The organism is Paenibacillus sp. Marseille-Q4541 (genome assembly GCF_018310695.1).
Lineage (GTDB): Bacteria > Bacillota > Bacilli > Paenibacillales > Paenibacillaceae > Paenibacillus.
In genome coordinates this window covers 26,489-48,550 of sequence record NZ_JAGXCY010000005.1, presented here as the reverse complement: position 1 = coordinate 48,550, position 22,062 = coordinate 26,489, and the positions used below count along the sequence as shown (strand labels likewise).

Annotated in this window: 14 protein-coding genes; 2 read left to right on the top strand and 12 right to left on the bottom strand. The window is 43.5% G+C overall.

Annotation, left to right across the window (positions count from 1 at the left end; all coding sequences use genetic code 11):
• The first annotated feature begins 2 nt into the window (after positions 1-2).
• The gene (gene pgmB / locus KFT32_RS08120) at positions 3-659 is read left to right on the top strand and encodes a beta-phosphoglucomutase (protein ID WP_211746648.1); all 657 of its coding nucleotides are present in this window, start codon (positions 3-5) and stop codon (positions 657-659) included.
• 83 nt (positions 660-742) lie between these two features.
• On the opposite strand, the gene KFT32_RS08115 is transcribed toward pgmB, so the two are convergent.
• The 5 genes from KFT32_RS08115 to KFT32_RS08095 form a co-directional block, all read right to left on the bottom strand.
• A complete protein-coding gene (locus KFT32_RS08115; RefSeq protein ID WP_211746647.1) occupies positions 743-3,022 on the bottom strand; it encodes a GH92 family glycosyl hydrolase in 2,280 nt (759 codons plus the stop codon).
• Positions 3,023-3,062: 40 nt separating this feature from the next.
• Positions 3,063-5,870, bottom strand: coding sequence for an alpha-mannosidase (locus tag KFT32_RS08110; RefSeq protein ID WP_211746646.1), 2,808 nt, complete (start codon positions 5,868-5,870; stop codon positions 3,063-3,065).
• Between the two features lie 23 nt (positions 5,871-5,893).
• Positions 5,894-7,195: a glycoside hydrolase family 125 protein gene (locus KFT32_RS08105; RefSeq protein WP_211746645.1), complete on the bottom strand. Its 1,302-nt coding sequence runs from the start codon at positions 7,193-7,195 to the stop codon at positions 5,894-5,896.
• Positions 7,196-7,231: 36 nt separating this feature from the next.
• Positions 7,232-9,823, bottom strand: coding sequence for a transglutaminase domain-containing protein (locus KFT32_RS08100; RefSeq protein ID WP_211746644.1), 2,592 nt, complete (start codon positions 9,821-9,823; stop codon positions 7,232-7,234).
• Between the two features lie 143 nt (positions 9,824-9,966).
• Positions 9,967-10,992: a carbohydrate-binding family 9-like protein gene (locus tag KFT32_RS08095; protein WP_211746643.1), complete on the bottom strand. Its 1,026-nt coding sequence runs from the start codon at positions 10,990-10,992 to the stop codon at positions 9,967-9,969.
• Between the two features lie 164 nt (positions 10,993-11,156).
• Between KFT32_RS08095 and KFT32_RS08090 the strand changes: the two genes are divergently transcribed.
• Positions 11,157-13,451, top strand: a complete 2,295-nt coding sequence (locus KFT32_RS08090; protein WP_211746642.1) for an AraC family transcriptional regulator — start codon at positions 11,157-11,159, stop codon at positions 13,449-13,451.
• Positions 13,452-13,485: 34 nt separating this feature from the next.
• Here KFT32_RS08090 and KFT32_RS08085 read toward each other — a convergent pair whose 3' ends face one another.
• The 7 genes from KFT32_RS08085 to KFT32_RS08055 all read right to left on the bottom strand — a co-directional run bounded on the left by KFT32_RS08085 (position 13,486) and on the right by KFT32_RS08055 (position 21,850).
• Positions 13,486-15,090 carry an extracellular solute-binding protein gene (locus tag KFT32_RS08085; RefSeq protein WP_211746641.1) on the bottom strand — a complete coding sequence of 535 codons (1,605 nt, stop codon included), beginning with the start codon at positions 15,088-15,090 and terminating at the stop codon, positions 13,486-13,488.
• Between the two features lie 57 nt (positions 15,091-15,147).
• The gene (locus KFT32_RS08080) at positions 15,148-16,053 is read right to left on the bottom strand and encodes a carbohydrate ABC transporter permease (RefSeq protein ID WP_211746640.1); all 906 of its coding nucleotides are present in this window, start codon (positions 16,051-16,053) and stop codon (positions 15,148-15,150) included.
• Between the two features lie 20 nt (positions 16,054-16,073).
• Positions 16,074-17,033 carry an ABC transporter permease gene (locus tag KFT32_RS08075; RefSeq protein WP_211746639.1) on the bottom strand — a complete coding sequence of 320 codons (960 nt, stop codon included), beginning with the start codon at positions 17,031-17,033 and terminating at the stop codon, positions 16,074-16,076.
• 651 nt (positions 17,034-17,684) lie between these two features.
• On the bottom strand, positions 17,685-18,815 hold the full coding sequence (locus tag KFT32_RS08070) for a DUF4269 domain-containing protein (protein ID WP_249435748.1): 1,131 nt from the start codon (positions 18,813-18,815) through the stop codon (positions 17,685-17,687).
• An 89-nt stretch (positions 18,816-18,904) separates the two neighbouring features.
• Complete coding sequence (locus KFT32_RS08065) at positions 18,905-19,390, bottom strand: 8-oxo-dGTP diphosphatase (RefSeq protein WP_211746638.1); 486 nt, start codon at positions 19,388-19,390, stop codon at positions 18,905-18,907.
• Between the two features lie 37 nt (positions 19,391-19,427).
• Complete coding sequence (locus KFT32_RS08060) at positions 19,428-19,889, bottom strand: SRPBCC family protein (RefSeq protein ID WP_349304880.1); 462 nt, start codon at positions 19,887-19,889, stop codon at positions 19,428-19,430.
• Positions 19,890-20,257: 368 nt separating this feature from the next.
• Positions 20,258-21,850, bottom strand: coding sequence for an extracellular solute-binding protein (locus tag KFT32_RS08055; protein WP_211746637.1), 1,593 nt, complete (start codon positions 21,848-21,850; stop codon positions 20,258-20,260).
• Positions 21,851-22,062 lie beyond the last annotated feature (212 nt).

The following is a 22,062-nucleotide window of genomic DNA, read 5'->3' as shown; positions in this document are numbered from 1 at the left end:
AGATGAAAGCCGTTATTTTCGACCTCGATGGGGTCATTACCGATACAGCAGAATATCATTATCTTGCATGGAAAAGTTTAGCGGATGAACTGAAGCTTCCTTTTGACAAATCATTTAATGAGAAGCTAAAAGGTGTTAGCCGGATGGAATCACTGGAACTCATTCTTTCTCTAGGTGATGTGACTTACTCCGATGAAGAGAAAAAGGCGCTGGCTGAGAAGAAAAATGATCTCTATAAAGAAATGATTGAGAAAGTCACACCTGCTGACTTGCTCCCAGGGATTGAATCGCTTCTAAAAGAGCTGCAAGAAGCCGGTATTAGCACTGCACTTGCTTCGGCAAGTAAGAATGCGCCATTTATTCTAGATCGTCTGGAAGTCACTCACTATTTTAATCATGTAGTCGATGTGAATTTAATCAAGCAAGGCAAGCCAGACCCGGAAATTTTCTTGACCGGTGCTTCCAAACTAGGGATTGCCCCCGAGAACTGTGTCGGTATTGAGGATGCAGAAGCAGGAATCGAATCGATTCTCTCTGCCGGAATGTATGCGGTTGGTGTAGGAACACCTGCACAAATGCAAAAAGCAGATCTGATCGTATCTTCCACTGCCGAGCTGTCACTCGCTGTACTGAAAGAGAACTTCAAGAAAAAGGCCTAACCTATATAAAAAGAGTCGCTGCCATATGGCAGCGACTCTTTTTATATTGCATTAGCCTTATTCTAGTCTTACGGAAGATTTCATCATTTAATTGAGATAGAATCCTTTTCCTTAGACATCGAGTAAGGGAGCTGGCTTTCTTTCCACGTCTTCTGTGGTGAAGAAGCGGATTTCGTGAAAGTAAGCTCACCGCCTACTTTCAAAACATCATGAGAAATGGAGAGGGATTCTACCTGCTCTTCATTCATCTGAATTTGACTTACATGAACCGCTTCAGCAGATTCACTACCTGCTTCCGGTAAAGAACGAATCACCAGCGTATTTCCATCCTCCAGATGAACGGTCATTTTGGCAAAGAGTGGTGATCCGAGAACATACTCAGGAACGCCCGGGCTCAGCGGATAAAATCCCATTGCTCCAAACAAATACCAGGCAGCCATACTACCATTGTCCTCGTCGCCTGGGAACCCGCTCGTTTCAGCGCTAAAGAGCTCATCCATTGCTTTTCTTACCCAATAGTTGGCTTCTTCCGGATAACCCAGAGCTGTATAAATGTACGGCAGATGGAAGCTTGGCTGATTACTAATCGCAAACTGCCCGAAATCTACGGCTGCCATCTCCGACATTTCATGAATTTCAAAACCGTAAGAACCCACTTTAAAGACAGGTGGTGACGTAAAGAGAAGATCCAGCTGTTTCTTCATCTCTTCTTTGCCTCCATATAAACCTGCTAGTCCAAGTAAGTCATGTTGTACAGCAAAGCTGCTTTGCCACGGACCTCCCTCACAATAAGGACCGCCCCACTCGTAAGCATCAAACGGAGTGATCCAAGAACCATCCGATTGTTTGCCTCTCATGAATCCAATTTCTTGGTCAAACAGCAGTTGATAATTACGAGAACGCTCCATTAGCATCTCATATTCTTCTGTCTTACCTAGTACTTTCGCGATCTGTGCAATACAAAAATCACCATAGGCATAATCCAGCGTATTACATACACTTTCGTGTGTATGGATGTCTGCTGGCAAGTACCCGTACTCCAAGTACTCGGTGAGGCCTTTTCGGCCGAGCCCCGGATGAGGAGGCGGGGTCACCGCATGTTTGTACAGGCCTTCAAATGCTGACTCCAGATCGAAATTTGTAATTCCCTTCATGACTGCATCGGCAAAAGATACATCAATGAGCGTTCCCGGCATGGAGCTTCGCTCGCCTGGAGATACCCATTTTGGCATCCATCCGCCTTCTTTATAGGCATTGACCCAGCCTTCCATCATCTCGCTCATAAAGGTCGGATACAAAAGACTATACAGCGGGAACGAGGTACGGTAGGTATCCCAGAACCCGATATCCGCATAAAGCGGCCCATCTTCTATCTTGCCATTATATGGGCTGTAATGAACTTTCTTGCCATCCGCATCATATTCATGAATTGCATGTGGGAATAGGGAAGTCCGGTACAGGGAAGAATAAAAAGTTCGCAGGTTACGCTCATCTTCCTGTTCGTTTACTCCTGCCGTCTCTACTTCAATGACGCCCAGTTGCTTCTCCCATCTCTCCTCAGCTTGCTGTGCTATATCCGCAAAAGATTGTTCACCCAGCTCACGCTCCATGTTGATCCATGCCTGTTCAATGCTAATCAGTGAAGTAGCAACAGAGACATGAACGATGCCATCTTCCGGTACTTCAAGTCCGGCATAGGCTCCAACTCGTTCCCCTTTTGCATCCTGAGCATTCGTAGAGACAGGCTTAAACTGCGCTGTAAAACAGCTGCTTTCTTGCTCTACTACAGGACAATCAAAGCGAATTACAAAGTATTGTTTCAAATGAACCGGGGTATCGCCTGCTTTTGCAGTCGTATATCCTGTAATCAACCCTTGCTTTGAATCAATGGTAAAAGCAGATTCCCCGACAAATGGAGCACATATGAATCTTGCTGTCTTTGCTGCCTCTAGGTCTGAAAACGTAAGTCGTATCTTTGCACAACGCTCCGTCGGCACAAGTTCAAATTGTGTCTGGTAACGCAGTAAATGAGTACTAATATAATCCGGTCTTGTGACCAGGTCACCTAGGCGGATGGAAGAAGAACGTTCCATCGCACCTAGTTTCAGTGGCCCTGTCTGAGGCATAAACACCATGTGTCCGTAATCACCAATCCACGGGCTCGGCTGATGAGTATAGCGGATTCCTTCGAGACGATTATGGTGAGGGCTGAAAAACCAGCCCCCGCCCGCTTCATTTGTCTGAAGCGTCCATGCGCCTGCTCCGAAAGGCATGCCCGTCAAAGGAAGTGTATTCCCATTGGAAAAAGGATAAGTTGAGTCCGTACCTTGAAGTGTATTCACATAATGAATTCGTTTCCCCACTCTATACAGCTCCTTTTCTGGCTTAGATTCGGTTGTACTTTTATACTTTAGCTGGTTTCCATCCGATACTTACGATCTCTGCCTTCTGTACTGGGAGGGAGAGTCCATTGTTATCATTCAAGAAAGCTACTTTCTCCAGCTGTTCTTCCAGAAGGTTACTCCGGTAAGCATCCGTACCCTTCGTTAACGATTCTAAGCTCAGTTCTTGCTGCTCACCCGTCAGATTCACCCAGCGAGATACGACATCTCCACTCACTTGACTCACCTTCAGTGAAGAGAATGCCATGCCTGTTCCGTTCCAAGACAAGAAACTGTGTGTAGCTGGAAGCGTACCTTCTTGCACAGGCAGCTGTTTTGTAAACCAAGGCGTGTTACGGGATGTCACTTCTTTGTATGCTCCTGAAGTAATCACATCGCCTTCATGAATAACAATGGAGAAGCTTGCTTTTTGTTCTCCGAGGCACTGCGCTTCCGGTGTTGGGAACACGCCCCAATCCCCTAGTTCTCCTACTGAACGAAGTACCGTTACTGCGATGGTATTTCGCTCGTTCAGAATTTCATATTCGTTAAGGCCATTTCCGATAATCGTAAGACCCTGAGTACCATCACTCATGCTGACATAAGACTGCATGTGCTGATCGTTGCTCGGATTTTCCCACTCCGGTGCAGGGATGTTTGGTCTCTCCGCACATTCAAAGATAGATTCCGCTTGATGAGATGTCGCCGTGAAATCAGTTGGGAACAATACGCGTACACGGTGATCCTTGGCCTGATTGAGAATCGTTGCATCCACATCGACTCTACGTGATGATTTCTCAAGGGATACGCGCAGAGTAACAGGAAGACTAACCTTAACGTCAGAACGTCCAGCTTTGCGGGCAGGGAAACCAACCAGTCCAGTCATCTCTTGTTCAAGAAGTTCATCAGCAGAAGCAGGGATCTGCATATCATGCACAATCTCCATAGCTACACGATAAGGCGTTTCTTCTACGATGCGGATGCTGGCTTGTGATCCTTTCGTCGTCAGTGGAACTTCGCCGTTTGGCTTTTTGAACATATATTCGTTTCCGATATCACCGGAATCTTCAATCACAGCAAGCCCTGTCTGAACTTGACCTGTCTTTTTGTTCGTCAGTTCAATAGATCCGTCTTCCGCAATATTCAGACGTACATATTCATTCTCCATGGAGCGTGCAGTAATGGACAAGTCGTCAGATGAAACTTTCGCATCTGCACCAAGAATGACCGGTGTTGCTGCATCCGTTAGGGAGAGAACACTGTTATTTGGTACAAAAGCAAACGAACGATATCCAACAGCAGGAACCTGTTCTGCTTCAAAAGTAAGCTTGATGCAGCGTGAAACGTAAGGCTGACGGAAACGATCTTTAGGCAGATCATATCCGAACTGAACACCTGCATCTTCAATTGTACAGATGATTTCACTGCCGTCTTCACTCACAAGACGTCCAGCAGGAATTGGCTGTTCTCTCAGTTCACGAGCAAGTACATTCGGGTAATTTTCAGAGAAATAACGACGATTTAGCTGAAGCGTAATCTCTACAACACCACTTCGCTCATCACCTGTTCCGTTAAATACGGTAAATGGAATACGGGATGGAACATCACCTGAGATCTCCACTGTTTCCTGCTCACTTCCAAGCTTCGTCGTATCGATTTCCCCGGCAATACCGCTCAGTGCATCATCAATAATTGCTTCGGTCATATGCTGTGCCTTTTCAAAACGAGTCACCATCTCACGGTGAACTTCATCCACACTGCAGCCACAGATGCTATCATGCGGATGGTTCTGCATCAGTGTTTTCCATGCATATTCCAGCAAGTGATGTGGATAAGTTTTTCCAGTCAGGTATGCCGCTGTTGACAATGGTTCAGCAACTTGCTCTAGCAGATTTTGTACTTTCGCATTCATCTGCTTGAGGTACACTCGGCTTGATGCCGTGTTAACAAGGGTATACCAGCCGTCGGTACGCTGGCTGCGCAGCTCACCATGAACTTTCTGAAGACGCTCAGGAAGTTCCTTTTGCAGAGCCTCTACATATTCATCAAAGCTTGCATGAACAAAATCTACATCCGGGTACAGTTCACGTGCTGTAGTCAGTGCAGCTGACAAATCAGTCTGAATCGGCTGATGATCACATCCGTTCATGAACAGCAGTTGTCCTGTCGATGCAAATTTTTCAGCACTAGACAGCGCTTTGTCCCAGTATATCTTCGCTTCTTCCGGATCAACAGGGACTTCCATTCCGTTACAGTACCAGTTCGCAAACAACACTCCGAGTACTTCGGAACCGTCAGGCGACTGCCATACCATCTCAGAGAACGGAGATTCATAACCGGCTTCTTCCGATACCATATTGTTAAATCCAGTTGGCTTAACGCCGCGGCCGAACACAGCTACATCAATTCCTGCTTGTTTCAACATTTGCGGTGCTTGTCCCATATTACCGAAGCTGTCCGGGAAATAGCCGAGTTTGGAAATATTTCCGTATTCGCGCGCGTCTTTATGTCCAATCTGCAAGTTTCTAACATTCGCTTCGCTGCTTGTCAAAAACTCATCCTGCAGGATATACCAAGGTCCGATATGAATGCGGCCTTCCTGAATGTAACGTTTCAGTTCCTCTTTCTTCTCAGGACGAATTTGCAAATAATCTTCGAGCATAATCGTCTGACCATCGAGGTGGAAACTGCGATATTCCGGATCCTTTTCCAGCGTTTCAAGCAGTGTATCCATAAGCTCGATTAACAGTTTGTGATGATATTCATACGGCATATACCATTCGCGGTCCCAGTGAGTATGTGAAATAACGTGAGCTGTTTTTTTGTTCATGTCAATATCCTCCTCAAGTAAAATCAAGATGTCATCGATTTGCGTGCAGACTTCAGTTTCTCTTGGTAGACGAACTGTGAAAAGATACTGTTCGCCCATGCGAACCAATCGCGTGTAAACTTCGCTGGATTATCTTTGTGGAAACCTTCATGCATATATCCCGTTCCTGCATCTGTGGAAATAAGGGTCTCAAGCAGTTGTTTTCTCTCATCTTCGGAAATGGAAGTGAGTCCTTGCATGGAAAGACTGATATGCCAGATGTACTCTTTTGGCGTATGCGGACTTCCGATGCCTGATGCAGCCGTTCCTGCATAATAATACGGATTCTCTTCACTCAAAATAAAACGGCGGGTATTTTGATATACCGGATCTTTTGCGTCTCTGTAACCAAGGTAAGGAATCGACAGCAAACTTGGTACATTGGCATCATCCATCAGGTTGTGGTTACCCATACCGTCTGTTTCATAAGCGTAAATCGGACCAAATTCTGGGTGTTCCACGATACCATATTTTTGAATACCTTCATCAATTTCAGTTGCAAGGTCTGCTACTTGTCCAGCCCAAGCGTTATCTCCGTATACGTCACGTGCAATTTCTTCTACATAACGAAGGACAACTACCGCAAACATATTAGATGGAATCAAATAGCCATACTGGCATGCATCGTCACTCGGACGGAAGCCGCACCAAGTCATACCTGTTTTAGCTACAGGAGTACCAAGCCCATTTTCCGGAAGTGTATCAGAAGGCATGCAATCATGACGCACAAAACGGTAAGATGAACTTTCCCGGTGAGTCTGCTCTGTTTTCCACAAGTTCGTAATGATGTCTACTGTCGTTTTGAATTCATCATTGAATAAGGAAGCATCGCCGGTTTCCTTCCAGTAGAGATAGCTCAGTTGCAGTGGATAGCACAAGGAATCAATCTCATATTTACGCTCCCATACCCAGCCATTCAGCTCTGTTTCGTCCTGATAATGCAGGTCTGAGATCGAAAGTTCTGTTTCGTTAAAAGCATTAGCATAAGGATCAATTTGGATATAACCAAGCTGTTTACGGACCAGCCCTTTGATAATGTTACGAATATCCTCATCTTCATTAGCCAGAGTCAGGTACTGAGTTACTTGAGCGCTGGAATCACGAAGCCACATTGCTGGAATATCACCTGTAAAAACATAAGAGGTTCCATCCTCATGAGTTTTCGTAGTCGTTGTCAGTGTATTTGGAAAACAATTGAGGAACAGTTCAAGCAGTTTTGGCTCCCCTGCAAGGATTGTTTTCGCTTCTTCCATTGTGCGTGTCACCGCTGTTGGCAATTGATTCATGTGTTGTTTCCCCTCTCCGTTGGTAAAAATGTTGAATTAGTTTTTCACTTTCAAGTTTTGCATCGTTTGTATTAGCTCTTTGACTATTCCTAGCTTGTAGCCCTGAATAAAATAACGAATATTGCTATCCTGATCTACATAAAGAACTACCGGACGGTTTGTGCCTCTCAGTCCAAAACTTTCCCCCATCCGTTTTGCCAGTTTCTGCAAAGATGTGAGCTCAGGATCTATGATCTTACAAGTTCCTGCAGGCAGTCCTTCTGTTTGCAGCATGGTATTGTCGTGCTCATCCTGCACATACAGACAAATCTGTGCGCCTTCCGCCTCCATCTCTGCTCTTAGCTCTCTCAGCTCACGAAGTAGATGTTTCGTCGGTTCCCGTTCCGGTTCCATCCATGCGAGAATTAGTCCGCTGGAGTTAGAAATGGTTTCTTCGCCCACTGTACTTGGAACTTGTGGAAATAACTCCGGCGTTAGATGACCAATGACCGGAACCTCTGTTTCTTGGTAACGGTAGATGAGCGTTCGCTGTACTTCCTGACCTGCGTGTACGGTGAAGAACTCCAAACGTACCTTCACGGAACCATCGCTAAGTCTTACTCCTGTCGTTAAGCGGTACTCACCTGACATCACTTCAATGGCTTTGTCGTATAGGTCTTTTTCTCCGTAAGGCATGTTCAGCGTCTGGTATACACCTTCTTCTAAACGAGCCAGTGTCACATTTTCAAAGTAAGACGCAGGCTCTCTTGCTCCTTCTGTTTCGATGAACCGAACAGCCCCCTTAGGGAAATCGTTCTCCGCTGTGACGACATCAGCGTAAACGCGCTTCCACTCCCCATCCAGCATATATTCAGGGTCCAAGTGATGAGGTTCCAGTCGTGCCGGAATCCCTATCGATCTTGCAGCTGCTACAAAAAGGATGTCCCTGCTACCAGAATCGGTCACTTTGAGGCGATACGCACCAGCTGGTGTAGCCATCCGAGGATAACGATCGAATCCGTCTACGACTTTCACCATGCTATCAATCCGGTCCGCAAGAAGTTTCGGATTGATAGCATATACGGACTGCTCCATCTCCGTAAATTGCTGCTGGAAATAGGTTCGGTAAGGAGCAAGCATCTCAAAGTACACCCGAGGGCATAACACATACTCATCAAAAAATGCAGCATCATTTGTTTGACCGGAGTATTGCTTAGACCCTTTTAAATGATCTTCCAGCATGGCTTTATTGCTATCCGCAAGATCCTTGTCTCGTAGTGATTCCAACAGACGTAAAGCAAGTTCCCGCCATTCTTCCGATGTATCTTTTAGAAAAGAAGCAAGTTCTTCTCCGTTTCCTTTCGCTAATTGAAGAACACGCTGTACTCGATCTTCAGGAAGACCACACTGCTCAGCAATTCGTGCAGCTTGTTCTGCTGAAATGAACTGCTCTTCAAAACGAGTTCTGATCTCCGTTCCTTCTCTTAGCCTTTCATCGTGCTTCGCCTGCTGTTCAGCCAAAACCGATTGTTCGGAAGCAGGAGCTGCCGGGGGCGGAACAAGATCAAATTCCACATATTCTTGCTGCTCATGATGAATAGATAACCTAAGCTCGAAGTCGGCAGTTTCCCGTACACTTGCTTTTATCCAGCCATAACGATCCGCTGTTTTTCCGTGTAAAATCAAGTCTCCGTAACCAGTCGTTAAGCTTACTCGTCCCTCTTCATTCGCCATGAGTGTGGCAATCGAGAAGAACTCTGCAGAGTTGTACACCTGAAAATGAACCTCAGCTTTAGGAAGCGGCTTTCCTTGTTCATCTGTCACAAGGACGGTAACTCTTCTTGTGGAAGCATACCGATCAAGCATGTTAATTTCTTCATACCATTCTTGTCTGGAACATACCTCTTCTGGTCCATGGTAATCCGCTGCAACACGAGTGTTTACAAGCATGGCTCGCTGTGCAGGTGCACGGAACCAGCCTTCATCAAGCATAGGTTCTGGCTCACACGCGCCTAAGAAATGCCATTCTCCGTCCGTCCAAGCTTCCACCCATGCATGATTGGAATCACAATGTACCCAGCGCGGAGTGTAACATTGTCTCGCCGGAATCCCGATACTTCGCAGCGCAGTTACCGCAAGCGTAGATTGCTCTCCGCAGCGTCCGAGCGCGGTTCGCATCAGGGTTAACGGTGATACGGTTCGCATATCACTGCCGACATAAGTCGCTTTTTCATGACACCAGTAATTCGTTTCTAGAACCGCTTCTTTCATTCCAAGTGAAGATACGCGGCCCTTCAAGTCTTCGTAAATTACACTGCGGCTATCATCGATATTCTCATTGTTCACCCGGTAAGGAAGCACAAAATGAAGGAAAATCTCGTTTGGAATTGCTGCCCCCCATGGCATTTCCTTGCGGACTTGAAGCGCCTTGCGTACATGGTTTAGAAAAAACACTCCATCGTAATCGGCCATATCATGAACAGGCATATAGGCATATAAAAATTTAAGAAGGATCTCCTCTTCCTCTGAAAGCAAAGCATTAAAGATATCAAACAAATCTTCCTGCCTTTCGCTCCCAAGGGCACGCTTCTCCTCAAATTTCCGCTCCAGTACAGTTGTATCCAATCCATATGCTGATAGTGTTGTCATTACAGCTCCTCCTTCGACTTTTTATAGAGCTAAGAGCCGTACATCTGTCTTAAGGGTTTTCTTTTCCATAATTATTTTCCAGGAAATACGTATTGCTGACATGATGTTTTTACCAATTCCTGCTCATTGCTATTTTCTACCTGTTAATCCTTCCAAGTCAATCCATCTTCCCTGATGTGAATGTGGCTGTCTCTGTCACTTGAAAGAACCTGAGCATGAAATCCAACACTTGTCGTCTCCAATTGAATATCCTCATTCCAAGGATCATCTGAGACTAGCAACTGAAGATCAGGGCAATACTTACCGTGCTCTTCATAGTAATTACGCTGGCGATAATAAACTTGTCGGAGCTGCCATTTCAACCGTTCATCAGGATGCGGGACGAATTCCTTATGAGAATTTGCTTTGTCTACAAAAACCACATACCCCCATAGTTCAGGGTAATGCATGTTCACAATCCCCATCGGGCTCCATACCCAGTTATCTTCTGGAAGTGGCCGCCCTGTTTCTGTATCCTTCCGCTTCACATAGGCTCCGTCAACAACATCTACTGTCCATTGAACTCGTGAAAAGTTAACCCTCCAGTATTCACCCGTAAGCGGTGCACGGCCATCTGCCGCACATTCTTTCAGAGTCTTCCATGGCATGGCTACCTCGAGTGTCCACTTTCGGTTATTCGCGCTTGGATTGTTTAGTTCACCATCAATATGTACAGCGGTCTGAAGTCCCTGTATATCCCAGCTGTTCACAGGTGGACCACCGTCCCTATATGGCTTGACTAACATGAGATCCCACACTGTATTTAAGGCATTCATCTCAAATTCATAGTACTGATGGCTATCTCCATCGGGATCAATAAAAATTTCAAAATCATTATCGTAAAAAATGACGGAATCCCGTTCTGTCAGCGTGGCCCAAATTTCATCTTCCACTAGTTCCGCACCGAAATACATATATTCGTCATCCCATTGCATCTTCACCCGAGTCTGCTTCGTAGGTAGTGGCTTTAGATCCCCTTCGATATCAACAAATTCCTCTGTCCATGGGACATTTGCCCAGAAAGGCTTGTCTAAACGTCCATCCAAATGAGGCTTAGTAACCGCTCTTTGACAGTAATAATGCTTCGGTGAGAATGGGATCTGAGGTACAGGAACACCACTCATTTTCAAGCGCAATCATCTCCACTTCTCCCATAATTCATCATTTTTTTGGTTCCAAATTAGAAGAAATTTGGTATGATGAATCTTATGAGTGTAATTTTTCAATTCGAGTACTCCTTAATATGAATCTATTTCCCACACACAATGACAACCAACAGGAGGCAGATAAAGAAATGCGAAACTATTTAAAGTCCGAATTGTTTTTGAAATATACCTTGTCTTACCTCTGTATCTTGTTGATTCCTTTACTTCTTCTCACCGTGCTTATGTACCACAATGCAGCCGGTAATTTGAGAGAAGAGATTGAACGATCCAATTTGAATCAGTTGACTCAAGCTAAGACAATCATTGATGGCCGGATGAAAGAACTGGATCAAATTGCTTCCCAAATGGCTTACGATCAGCAATTGACATCGTACCGTGCCCATCATCCTTACTACAGCTTTGAAGCTGTTCAGGCTCTTGAGAAATATCAATCTATCAGCTCTATCATTGGGGACATGTTTCTCTTCTTCCATGGAGACGATACGATCTACTCCGCGGACGGCACGTCCAGCCTGAATGTATTTACAGACCAGTTTGCTTTTCGAAACTGGAACCCTGATCAACTGATTGATGATATGAATAACGTTACGTTTCCTACAATTCGTCCTGCGGATATGGTTACTTTAAATACGACACGGCAGCAATCCCTTTTGTCTTATATGGTACCGATTACACCCAACAATCCTCATCCTTATGGAACTGTACTATTTCTTATTCCTGAGCAAGAGTTAACTGGACTAATCTCATCCATTCTCGGCAATTACCAAGGGATGACCTATATCTTTGATAACAATGGTCAGATACTCGCGAATAATCGCAATGGAGAAACACTTACTGATCCCGAAGCAGCTGAGATTGCAGGACTTGAATCTGGAATTCATAATCGGATTATTAATGACGAACAACACTCTGTTGTGACTGTCAAATCCGAAGACAACGGATGGAGTTATGTGACCCTCATGCCTAGCGATCAATTCTTCAGCAGTGTTATACATATACGCAGCTTCATTCTTATTTTGTTTACTGCTGTCTTACTTATTGGAACCATCATGGCCATTCTTTTTGCCAGAAAACAGGTTCATCCTATCTTTGATCTTGCTCAGTATGCTTACTCCACCTCTACGACTAGTAAGGACGTACCTTATGAAAGAAAAGGGAACGAGCTAGAACATATTCGCAGAGCACTTCAGGAGCAAAATCTCCGGGCCAATCTCCATGAACCTTATGCACGCAATCATTATTTATTAATGATGCTGAAATATGGTCAAAGCGGACGAATGATTCCGAAGAAACTGATGGATACCCTTGGGATCCAATTTGATCGCAGTCATTATTTCGCTTTAATTACGGAATGGAAGGATACATCGCTAACTCCACTGGTGCAACCAGAACGGATGAATACGGTCAGCCAGATGACAGACATGGAATTCCCTACTATGGGTGCAAGAGTATACGGAGTAGAGCTTACCCAAACCAACCAGATGGCATTTATCGTCGGTTTTGATGATGATCAGGTTGAAGGTTCTGCCGACAGATACCATCGCCTTGTCGAAGCGATTCATGAACGGATTACGAAACTCGTTGGCACACCGCCCGAAATGGGAGCTGGATCCTTTTATCAAGAAGCTACTTCGCTCAGCCAATCCTTTATCGAGGCATATTCTGCTCACGAATCAAGGCTGGTGAATGGTAATAACGTAATCGCCTTCTTTGAAGAATTATCTTTCTCACAAGATGAAGCGTTCTGGATCTCAAAGGATGTCTTGCTCAAGTTGTCTCAAAGTTTAAAACAAGGAAACTATGATGTAGCAAAACAAACGATTTCGACAGCGATTGAAACACTTCAATCTCAACAGATGCCACTACAGCTTATGCGATGCATTAGCTTTGATCTATTGAATATACTGCTGAAAACTGCGTCAGAACTAGGAATTCATAGTGTGATTCATGATATTCGCAATCCATCTGATTTCCATTCTACGCAAGACCTTGAACATTACTTACAAACGATAGCTTCGTTTATCTGTGTTCAGGTAGAGAGCAATGAAGAGACCGAAGAACGTTCTCTGATGGATCAGATTGTTACTTACATTGATGAACATTACACGGAATACGAGTTGAGCCTGGAAACAATCTCTCAGGAGTTCTCTATTTCCACTTCCTATTTCAGCCGATCCTTCAAAGAGAAGGTCGGAGTTAATTTCTCTCAATACATTTGGCAGAAACGAATGCAGGAAGTCATCCATCAACTGACGACTAGCAGCGATCCATTAAAAGAAATCATTACTCGAGTCGGATATCAAGATACGCCAAACTTCATTCGTAAGTTTAAAAAGGAAACAGGGCATACACCCGGTCAATATCGAAAACTGCATGCGTCCGCTGAGGACGATCAAGAGATTACTAATGTTCAGGAGCGGTAGCCGTCAGGCTTGCCGCTCCCTTTTTTATTACTAATTACTCTTTTTTACCGGTCTGATTCCAACGATCATAAGCAGCTTGGTAAATCTCTGCTATGCGATCTCCGCCCATCTTTTTAACTTGTGCTAAGTAACTATCCCAGCCCGTTAGTGGTTCTTGTCCAGTTACAAATTTCGCTTCCATTTGCTCAACATAAGTTTTTAAATCGGAGAGAAGACGTGATACTTCATCCTGCTCTTCTGGTAACAAATAAACAATCGGGTAGCCCACTCTTGCATAAGGAACTAATTTTTCTTCGTTTTCTTTATCGATCCATTCATCAAAGTCATTTTTCAGACCTAATTTAACTTCCTCATTTTCAAGACCAGGAGGCACAATACCATAGTTAGGTGTCAGGGTCGCACGTGTTTCCTCACGGTCAACACCCTCTTCTAACGGCAGCCACTTCTTCTCATGCGTTTCTTTATTTACATAATCCCATAGAGCGCCTTCTGGTCCACTTGCGAACATGGTAGCTCCTTCAACGGAATAAAGATAATCTACCCAGCGGATGCTTGCTTCTGGAGCAGGGTTCGTAAGGCTAAGGGCAAATGTACCTGTTGTAATACCTGGATGACTGCCATAGACTGGCTCATCTACCATGTCGCTTTTCAGGGGGTACATCATTTTATCGTCAGTACTAGGTTCTCCGCCCAACGTGAAGTATGGATGGTAGTCAGAGAATGCACCAATTTGATTATTTTTACCTTTGGATTTCTTCTGCTCATCCGTTTGAGAGAATGTTTCATGATCCAGAAGGTTTTCATTCCATAGGCGGTTCATGAAAGTAAGGTACTCACGGTAGCCTTCTTCCATTGGTGTGTAGTGAACTTTCCCTTCTTCATCCGCATAGTACTCCATGTTAGAGATGCCCCATGCTCCCAATAGGAACTGACGGATATCTGTAAGTTTTACGGAAGTTAACGGAATTTCATCTGCTTTACCATTGCCGTTAGGATCTTCTTCCTTCACTCTTTTCAGATAAGTGTAGAATTCCTCTGTCGTCTTCGGCAGTTCTTCAACCTTCAGTGCTTTCAGGAAATCACCGTTATACCAGATTGGACCTTGGTACCAGATGGATGAAAGATTAATGGAAGGCAAGGTGTAGATATGTCCGTCCGGTGTTGTAATGGATTTGCGAATCTCCGGATTTTCGTCCAGTAGTTTCTTGAGGTTCGGCGCGTAAGTGTCAATCAGATCCTCTAGAGGAAGCAAGACTCCTTGACTACCATAGGTTACTTCTTCGCCTGGTTTCAGATCAGCTCCGTAGAAAATATCCGGAAGGTCGCCACTAGCAAACACGAGATTCTTTTTCGTATCAAAACTATCCATAGGTGCATTTGCGAATTCAAATTTGATGTTAGTCAACTTCTCCATTTCATCAAATACAGCCATATCGTTCCAGTTCTGCATCCCTGTATCTTTACTCATCATCGTAAGGGTAATCGGTTCTTCCACGACCGGATATCCGTCCTTATTTACAACAGCTGCTGTATTGGATGATCCCGCTGAATCACCGGAAGATCCACATGCTGCAAGCAATGAACCGAGAAGTGTAATCGTAAGAGCAGTTGCTCCTGTTTTATATAACTTTTTATTCATTTAAATCCTACCTTCCTAATCTAGAGATGTAGTAATGAGATTTTTAACCGTTTACAATCAACCTTTTACAGAACCAATCATGACACCTTGAACAAAGAAACGTTGCAAGAATGGATAAACGATAATGATTGGAAGAGTGGATACGATAATAACTGCATATTTTACAAGCGCTGCAATTTCTGCCTTACTGTTCAGTGCAGAAGCAACGGTTGCATTAGCTCCACCTGTCTCAGCTGTCATCTCTTGCAAGACTAGAATCTGTCTAAGCACCATTTGAAGTGGATATTTATCTTCTGTATTCAGATAGATCAAAGCACTAAAGTAACTGTTCCAATGACCAACCCCGTAGAACAACGCCATAACCGCAATAATTGGCATGGAGAGCGGAATGACAATTTTGAAGAAGAGCCGGAGATTCGTACATCCATCAATCTGTGCAGCTTCCTGAAGTTCCCTCGGAATATTGGACAGGAAGAACGTACGCGACACGATAATATTCCAAATCGAAGCAGCAGAAGGTAAAATAAGTGCCCACATGCTGTCGATCATCCCAAGATCACGGATAAGCAGGTATGTAGGAATGAGTCCGCCACTGAAGAACATCGTGAACATGAACATCGCCATAAAGAAATTACGACCTACCATGTCTTTACGGCTCATAGCATAAGCCGCTGGAATCGTAACGGCTAGGTTAATTAGCGTACCTACCACCGTATAAATGATCGTATTCAGATAACCGTTCCATATTTTGCTATTCTCAAACACTTTGATATAACCTTCAAACGTAATTTCTTTCGGGAAAAGCCACATCTCTCCTGAGCTAACTACTCTCGGATCACTGATCGATGCACTCAAAATGTAAACAAGCGGGTATGCGACAAGCACAAAAGCAATCGTCAGATAGAGATAGTTACAAAACATAAAAATTTTGTCACGCTTCGTTTCTTTTACTCCAGACAACATTTACCCTTCACTCCCTTCTCTTACCATAGGCTGTTTTCACTTGTACGACGAGCAATCTGGTTCACCAGGACAAGCATAAATGCGTTGATGACAGAGTTAAACAATCCGACTGCTGTCGAGAAGCTGTACTGTGCATCAAGCAAACCTGATCGGTAAACAAACGTAGAGATGACATCAGAAGATGTCATATTGAGTGAATTCTGCAAGAGTAGAATTTTCTCAAACCCGACACCAAGCAAACCGCCCATATTCAGAATGAGCAAAATGGTAATGGTAGGCACAATCGCCGGAATGTTAATGAACCAAATCCGCTGGAAGCGGGAAGCTCCGTCAACAATTGCAGCTTCATGCTGCTGTGGATCTACCCCGGATAATGCCGCTAGGTAAATGATCGTTCCCCAGCCCGTACTTTGCCAAACCCCTGAGATAACATACATCGTCTTAAACCATGCTGGATCCGTCAGGAAATCGGGTGAACTAAAGCCTAGCCATTCAATCAGGTGAATGATGATCCCGGATGAGGGAGACAAGAAGGTAATGATCATCCCTGCCATTACAACGACCGAAATAAAATGCGGTGCGTAAGTAGCAGTCTGTACTGTCTTTTTGAACTTTCCATTCCTCACCTCATTGAAAGCCAATGCCAAAATGATCGGCAACGGGAAACCTACAGCCAGCTCATACAAGCTGATGCTGAGCGTATTCCATATCAAATCCCAGAAATAATAGGAATTGAAGAAACGCTCAAAGTGATCGAATCCAACCCAAGGACTTCCATTGATTCCGAGCGTAGGAATAAAGTTCTTAAATGCGATCTGAACTCCGTACATCGGTACATACTGGAAAATTAAAAAATAGAAGAAAGCCGGTGCGATTAGCACGTACAACTCCCAGTTTTGAAGGATTCTTTTCACGAGTCCCTTTCTCCGTGGGATCGCAGCCTTTGAAACTGATGCTGTCACTTGTCCATTTTGTTGCATCGAGTCACCTCTTTTCCAAAATATTGGCGCCTTTCCACTGAATGTTTGTAATCTTTCTTAACACCACATCACTATTCAGTTCTCCAAACTGATTCATCTGGATTTCCGTGTTTTATAGGATATAGAGCTTGCAAACGTGGACAGGAAAGGATTGATACCGCCTTCATGTAAAATACTACTCATTCCCCGCTTTTTCGACAATATGTCATTTTCGATTGTCTATTGGAATAAATAAGCAATGAAAACGCTATTACGTCGTTATCTTTCCTCACATAAAATCGCGCTTAATTGTGAAATAGTGTGTTTGATTTGTTTGAATTAGGAATTAATCCAGTATTCTGACGAAATGACAATTGAATTTTTACCTGACCTCCCATCTTTCATAGCAATGTCATAAGCAAATTCCACATATATACGTTGGTATATTTTGTGTTCCCCTCCTTTTTCGCCTATTGTAAGCGCTATATCATCCAAAATGATAAGTTTATCATTGATTAAGTTACCTTGCCAGTAAAGCTGATTCTATATATGAAAAAAGATCTTTCGGCCCTATTCGCCAAAAGATCCTTCCTGCCAGGTACTAATATCCACCTATGGATTGTAAACCAACAATGGTTTCACTCTATTTCTTATTCACCAAAACTAACCTAATCAGAAGTATTTAAATCTATAGTACAATTCACCTTCATAGTAAAAAGACTTGGCCCAAGGTAAAGTCTGCTTCATGAATACTTCTAGCCCTTCCATGTCTTTAGCTGAAAAGACGAGCTGACGAAAATAGGTAAGCAAAAAAGATTCGATAAATCCAAAAAACTCAGTACCCTGCTTCTCCACATTTGAGGAAATAAGGGTACTCCATTCCCAATTCGTCACTTCAATCACACCAAATGTATCGATAACATCATAATAGTCATAATTATCATCGCTCGTGTCTTCAATGACACTGGCCTCCATCGCTTCAAGAATCGGGAATTTTTCCTGTGATAGATCCAGAATGGTACAACGACAAGTAAAATCGCTAGCACCTCGAAAGAACAGATGTGCTTCATTCCGATTTTTCCCACGTGATACATAAATGGAATGATCTTTATGATACCTCTCAGCAAATAATTCTCGGTTCTCTTCCTCTCCTGTATACTCTATGTTTCTCGTATCTAGCGGGAAGTGATACTCCTTTTTTTCAGTAAATTCATATACTCTAGTGACGATCTCAGTAAAAGAACACCCTATCTCTGCAATCTTCTCGTCAGTCCACTGATTCACTTCAAACATACTTTCATACGGGTCCCCCTCTAAACCCATCAGTATGGCAAAAGCCGGTTCTGTTTTGTATCCATCTCTTTTGAGTGAACGAACCATCTGGCGAAATTCTTCGTCTGACAATCGCAGTATACGATCCTCGATGATCATATGGCGATAGGCATTCTGCTCCGTTACCGGAATCGGCTGACCGAAGATCTCGATCTCAAACTGATCAAGCTGCAAATTCGCCTTCATCCTTCGAATCCCCTGCACAACATGGTCCTTCAAAACAAAGCCAGACCGATTTCCGAATTCAAAACGCAGTAATTGCTCAAAATGGTGAAAATCATATACCTCGCAGATGATATCAAGATCACTGCCTTCAATATCAATATGAATGGGGATGGTACCCGTTAAGACGGGAGTAAAAGGTGATAGAATCTCCATCACTTTGTATTTTCTAAGCACTCGGTATGCTGCTTGCTGCACTTCACTGCCCTCAAGTAAATAATCAAGATTTCCAAAAGGAATATGATTCATTGTTGTTTTTTGCCCCCATATGTTTCTATGTCTGTTGTTGTGTATTGTATCTTTGATCGGCCAGCACAACGGAGCTATTTTTGTATCATTTATAATTTAGTTATGGTCTGCTTTTGTGTATCCTGTTTATCTTCGTCCCAGAGGGCATAGATTTCAAAGGTTCCGTCTTCAAAAAAATAAGTTAGCCGCTCCCTGAACCAATCCTGCATCGGATAGTCATTCAACTCACCGAGCGAAACCCACTGAAGCTCTCCTTCAGGAGGATCATTTCGCAACTCACCTTCGAATGAATCTGTAATATAATTAAATACCATGTACCGATACCGCTTATTCGGGTCTACAAATTCATCAAGCCCTTTGTATATCAAGTTGCTTACGGTAAGGCCTGTTTCTTCCTTTACTTCTCGTATTGCCCCTTCTGTCAAACTCTCCGGAAACTCTACTTTTCCTCCTGCAGCAATCCACCCTGGAAATCCTTTCTCATTAGGCCGGTTCATTAATAGGATTCGGTCCCCGTCTCGTACTACGCACATGGTGTACAATTTAACTTCAATATCATTTGATCGGTTTGACATTGTGTCGTCGTCTCCTTATATATATGTACTCTGTACACTATGATTCTAGCATCTTCTTCAACTGCTTGTTTCTGTATTCAAGAAAGTTTTTCATATACGATTGTAAAATAAAACGTTCCGCCAGCCTGCCCATCCATCCATAAGGAGCTTCAAAATGAAGCGTATCCCTCATGGATGTTTCATTCTGGTGAAGAACTTCAAATTCGTGAATGTGTATCAAGCTACGGAACGCACCTTGCTGCATTTGATCCGTAAACGTATAGGGAGGCTCAAAGTCGATAACCTTCGATGTGAGTCGCTGCCGCACAAAAAAATGAGTCGCCTCAAAGGTTACTATCTCTCCAGGGCCAATCAGCCCCTCATTAGCGGAAACAATCTTTTCTTGTGTATGATTCCATACCGTACGAGTGTGTAAATCCAAGTCTCTCGCTGCGTCAAAACAACACTCAATCGGTCTTTTAATTGTAATCTCTGTCTGAACACGAATCAGAAATACCACTCCTTTTATAATGCTCCAATAAAGTAAACGATTGAATCATGGTCTTCTGATCTACAAATTCCTTATACCTCGGCATGAGGAAAGGTTCATGATAGACAGCAACAATCGTAATCAAAATAAGCAGGATAGCGAGTCGTGCGTTACCTTGTATATTTCTCAATGTTGATAGAGGCATAATTCCCGCTCATCATCCGTGTCTCATTCCTCTATAAAGTTGTATTGGAAATGTCTAGTCTACATGAACATTAACGTGATGGATAGCCACTTTGTTTCGACAATTCCGATAACAAGTCCACAAAAAAACAACCGCCTCCAGCACAAGGCTGAAAGCGGCTATTTCTACGGTTTGATTGATTCTAAGCAAAAGCTTAGCTTGGTTGTTGTGCCCATTTGTCATAAGCACCCTGATAAATTTCAGCTACGCGTTCAGCGCCCATCTTTTTCAGTTGCTCTACATAACTATCCCATTTATCAAGAGATTCCTGACCTGTAATAAATTTAGCTTCCATTTCTTCTACATATTTATCCAGATCAGAACGCAGACGGGATGCTTCTTCTTGTTCTTCTGGTGTCAGATAGACGTTTGGATAAGGAACTCGAGCAATTGGAGCCAATTTCTCTGCTGTTTCTTTATCTACCCACTCATCAAATTCAGTTTTAAGTCCTAGATTTACTTCTGGAATCGTGATACCTGGCGAAACGATACCATAGTTAGGTGTCAACGTAGCACGGAACTCTTCGCGATCACCGCCACCTGGAATAGCCACTTCTTCTTTTTCTTTCGTATTTTCACCTACGTATTTCCACATCGTGCCTTCTGGGCCTTTATCAAACAAAGTGGATCCTTCATACGTGTACAGATAGTCAACCCAGCGCATTGTCGCTTCAGGAGCCGGATTCGTACTGGAAATGGCAAATGCACCTGTGCTCAGCCCCGTACTTTTACCATAGGCAGGCTTGTCCACCATATCACTCTTCAGTGGGATCATCATTTTGTCAGCTGTGTCCGGTTCACCGCCAAGCGTGAAGTATGGATGCCAGTCAGAGAATAGACCTACACGATCAGACTTCCCTTTTGATTTTTTCTGTTCGTCGGTTTGAGAGAATGTTTCTGGATCAAGCAGCTTTTCTTCCCACAAACGGTTCAGGTAAGTCAGATATCCACGATACCCTTCTTCCATCGGAGTGTAACGAACTTTGTTGTCGTCGTCCGTATAGATAACTTCATCATAAAGTCCAAAGGCACCCTCAAAATAGCGACGAATATCTTCTATTTTTACAGATACGAGCGGAATTTCATCTGCTTTACCGTTTCCATTCGGATCTTCTTCTTTAATACGTTTCAAGTACGTATAAAATTCTTCTGTAGTTTCTGGGAGTTTATCTACACCGAGTGCTTCTAGATATGCTCCGTTATACCAGATAGGTCCATGATTCCACACAGCCGTAAGGTCAATTCTTGGCAAAGAATAAATATGTCCATCCGGTGTAGTGATTGATTTTTTAATATCCGGATTTTCTTCCAATACTTTTTTAATATTAGGAGCATAATCTTCAATTAACTGTTCCAAAGGAATCAGAATTCCCTGAGTACCATAGTTGACTTCTTCTGCCTTCGTCAATTCTGCTGCATAGAACATATCCGGAAGATCACCGCTAGCGAAGACCAAGTTCTTTTTCGTATCAAAACTATCCATTGGTGCATTTCTAAATTCCAATTTAATATTTGTAAGTTTTTCCATTTCGTCAAATACGACCATGTCGTTCCAGTTTTGCATACCCGTATCTTTACCCATCATGGAGAGTGTAATCGGCTTTTCTACAATCGGAAACCCTTCTTTACTTACATTTGCTGCTGTATCAGACGGACCTGTACTGGCACTTTTAGGTGTACCACAACCTGCTAGAAGTGAGGTGAACAATGTCAAAGCCAAACCGGTTTTCAGAAGCTTTTTATTCATGAAATATCCTCCCTTTTCTCTGTTTCTCTACATAAATAAATAACAGGAATCAGCTCATAAGTTGAACCAATCATGACACCCAAATACAACTTGCCTTCTAAAAGACATACAAAAAGCAAAGCCTGAATCTTCGATGATGTGCAGTTATACTGCCGCCTTACTAGGTATGCCTCACCCCTTTGTTCTAATGAAATAAGCAGGTTTCTTCGCTT

What these genes read in the sequence shown, in the direction of transcription:
- pgmB (WP_211746648.1), top strand. Translation starts at nt 3, where the DNA reads ATGAAAGCCGTTATTTTCGACCTCGATGGGGTCATTACCGATACAGCA.
- KFT32_RS08110 (WP_211746646.1), bottom strand. Translation starts at nt 5,870, where the DNA reads ATGAACAAAAAAACAGCTCACGTTATTTCACATACTCACTGGGACCGC.
- KFT32_RS08105 (WP_211746645.1), bottom strand. Translation starts at nt 7,195, where the DNA reads ATGAATCAATTGCCAACAGCGGTGACACGCACAATGGAAGAAGCGAAA.
- KFT32_RS08100 (WP_211746644.1), bottom strand. Translation starts at nt 9,823, where the DNA reads ATGACAACACTATCAGCATATGGATTGGATACAACTGTACTGGAGCGG.
- KFT32_RS08090 (WP_211746642.1), top strand. Translation starts at nt 11,157, where the DNA reads ATGCGAAACTATTTAAAGTCCGAATTGTTTTTGAAATATACCTTGTCT.
- KFT32_RS08085 (WP_211746641.1), bottom strand. Translation starts at nt 15,090, where the DNA reads ATGAATAAAAAGTTATATAAAACAGGAGCAACTGCTCTTACGATTACA.
- KFT32_RS08080 (WP_211746640.1), bottom strand. Translation starts at nt 16,053, where the DNA reads ATGTTGTCTGGAGTAAAAGAAACGAAGCGTGACAAAATTTTTATGTTT.
- KFT32_RS08075 (WP_211746639.1), bottom strand. Translation starts at nt 17,033, where the DNA reads ATGCAACAAAATGGACAAGTGACAGCATCAGTTTCAAAGGCTGCGATC.
- KFT32_RS08070 (WP_249435748.1), bottom strand. Translation starts at nt 18,815, where the DNA reads ATGAATCATATTCCTTTTGGAAATCTTGATTATTTACTTGAGGGCAGT.
- KFT32_RS08065 (WP_211746638.1), bottom strand. Translation starts at nt 19,390, where the DNA reads ATGTCAAACCGATCAAATGATATTGAAGTTAAATTGTACACCATGTGC.
- KFT32_RS08055 (WP_211746637.1), bottom strand. Translation starts at nt 21,850, where the DNA reads ATGAATAAAAAGCTTCTGAAAACCGGTTTGGCTTTGACATTGTTCACC.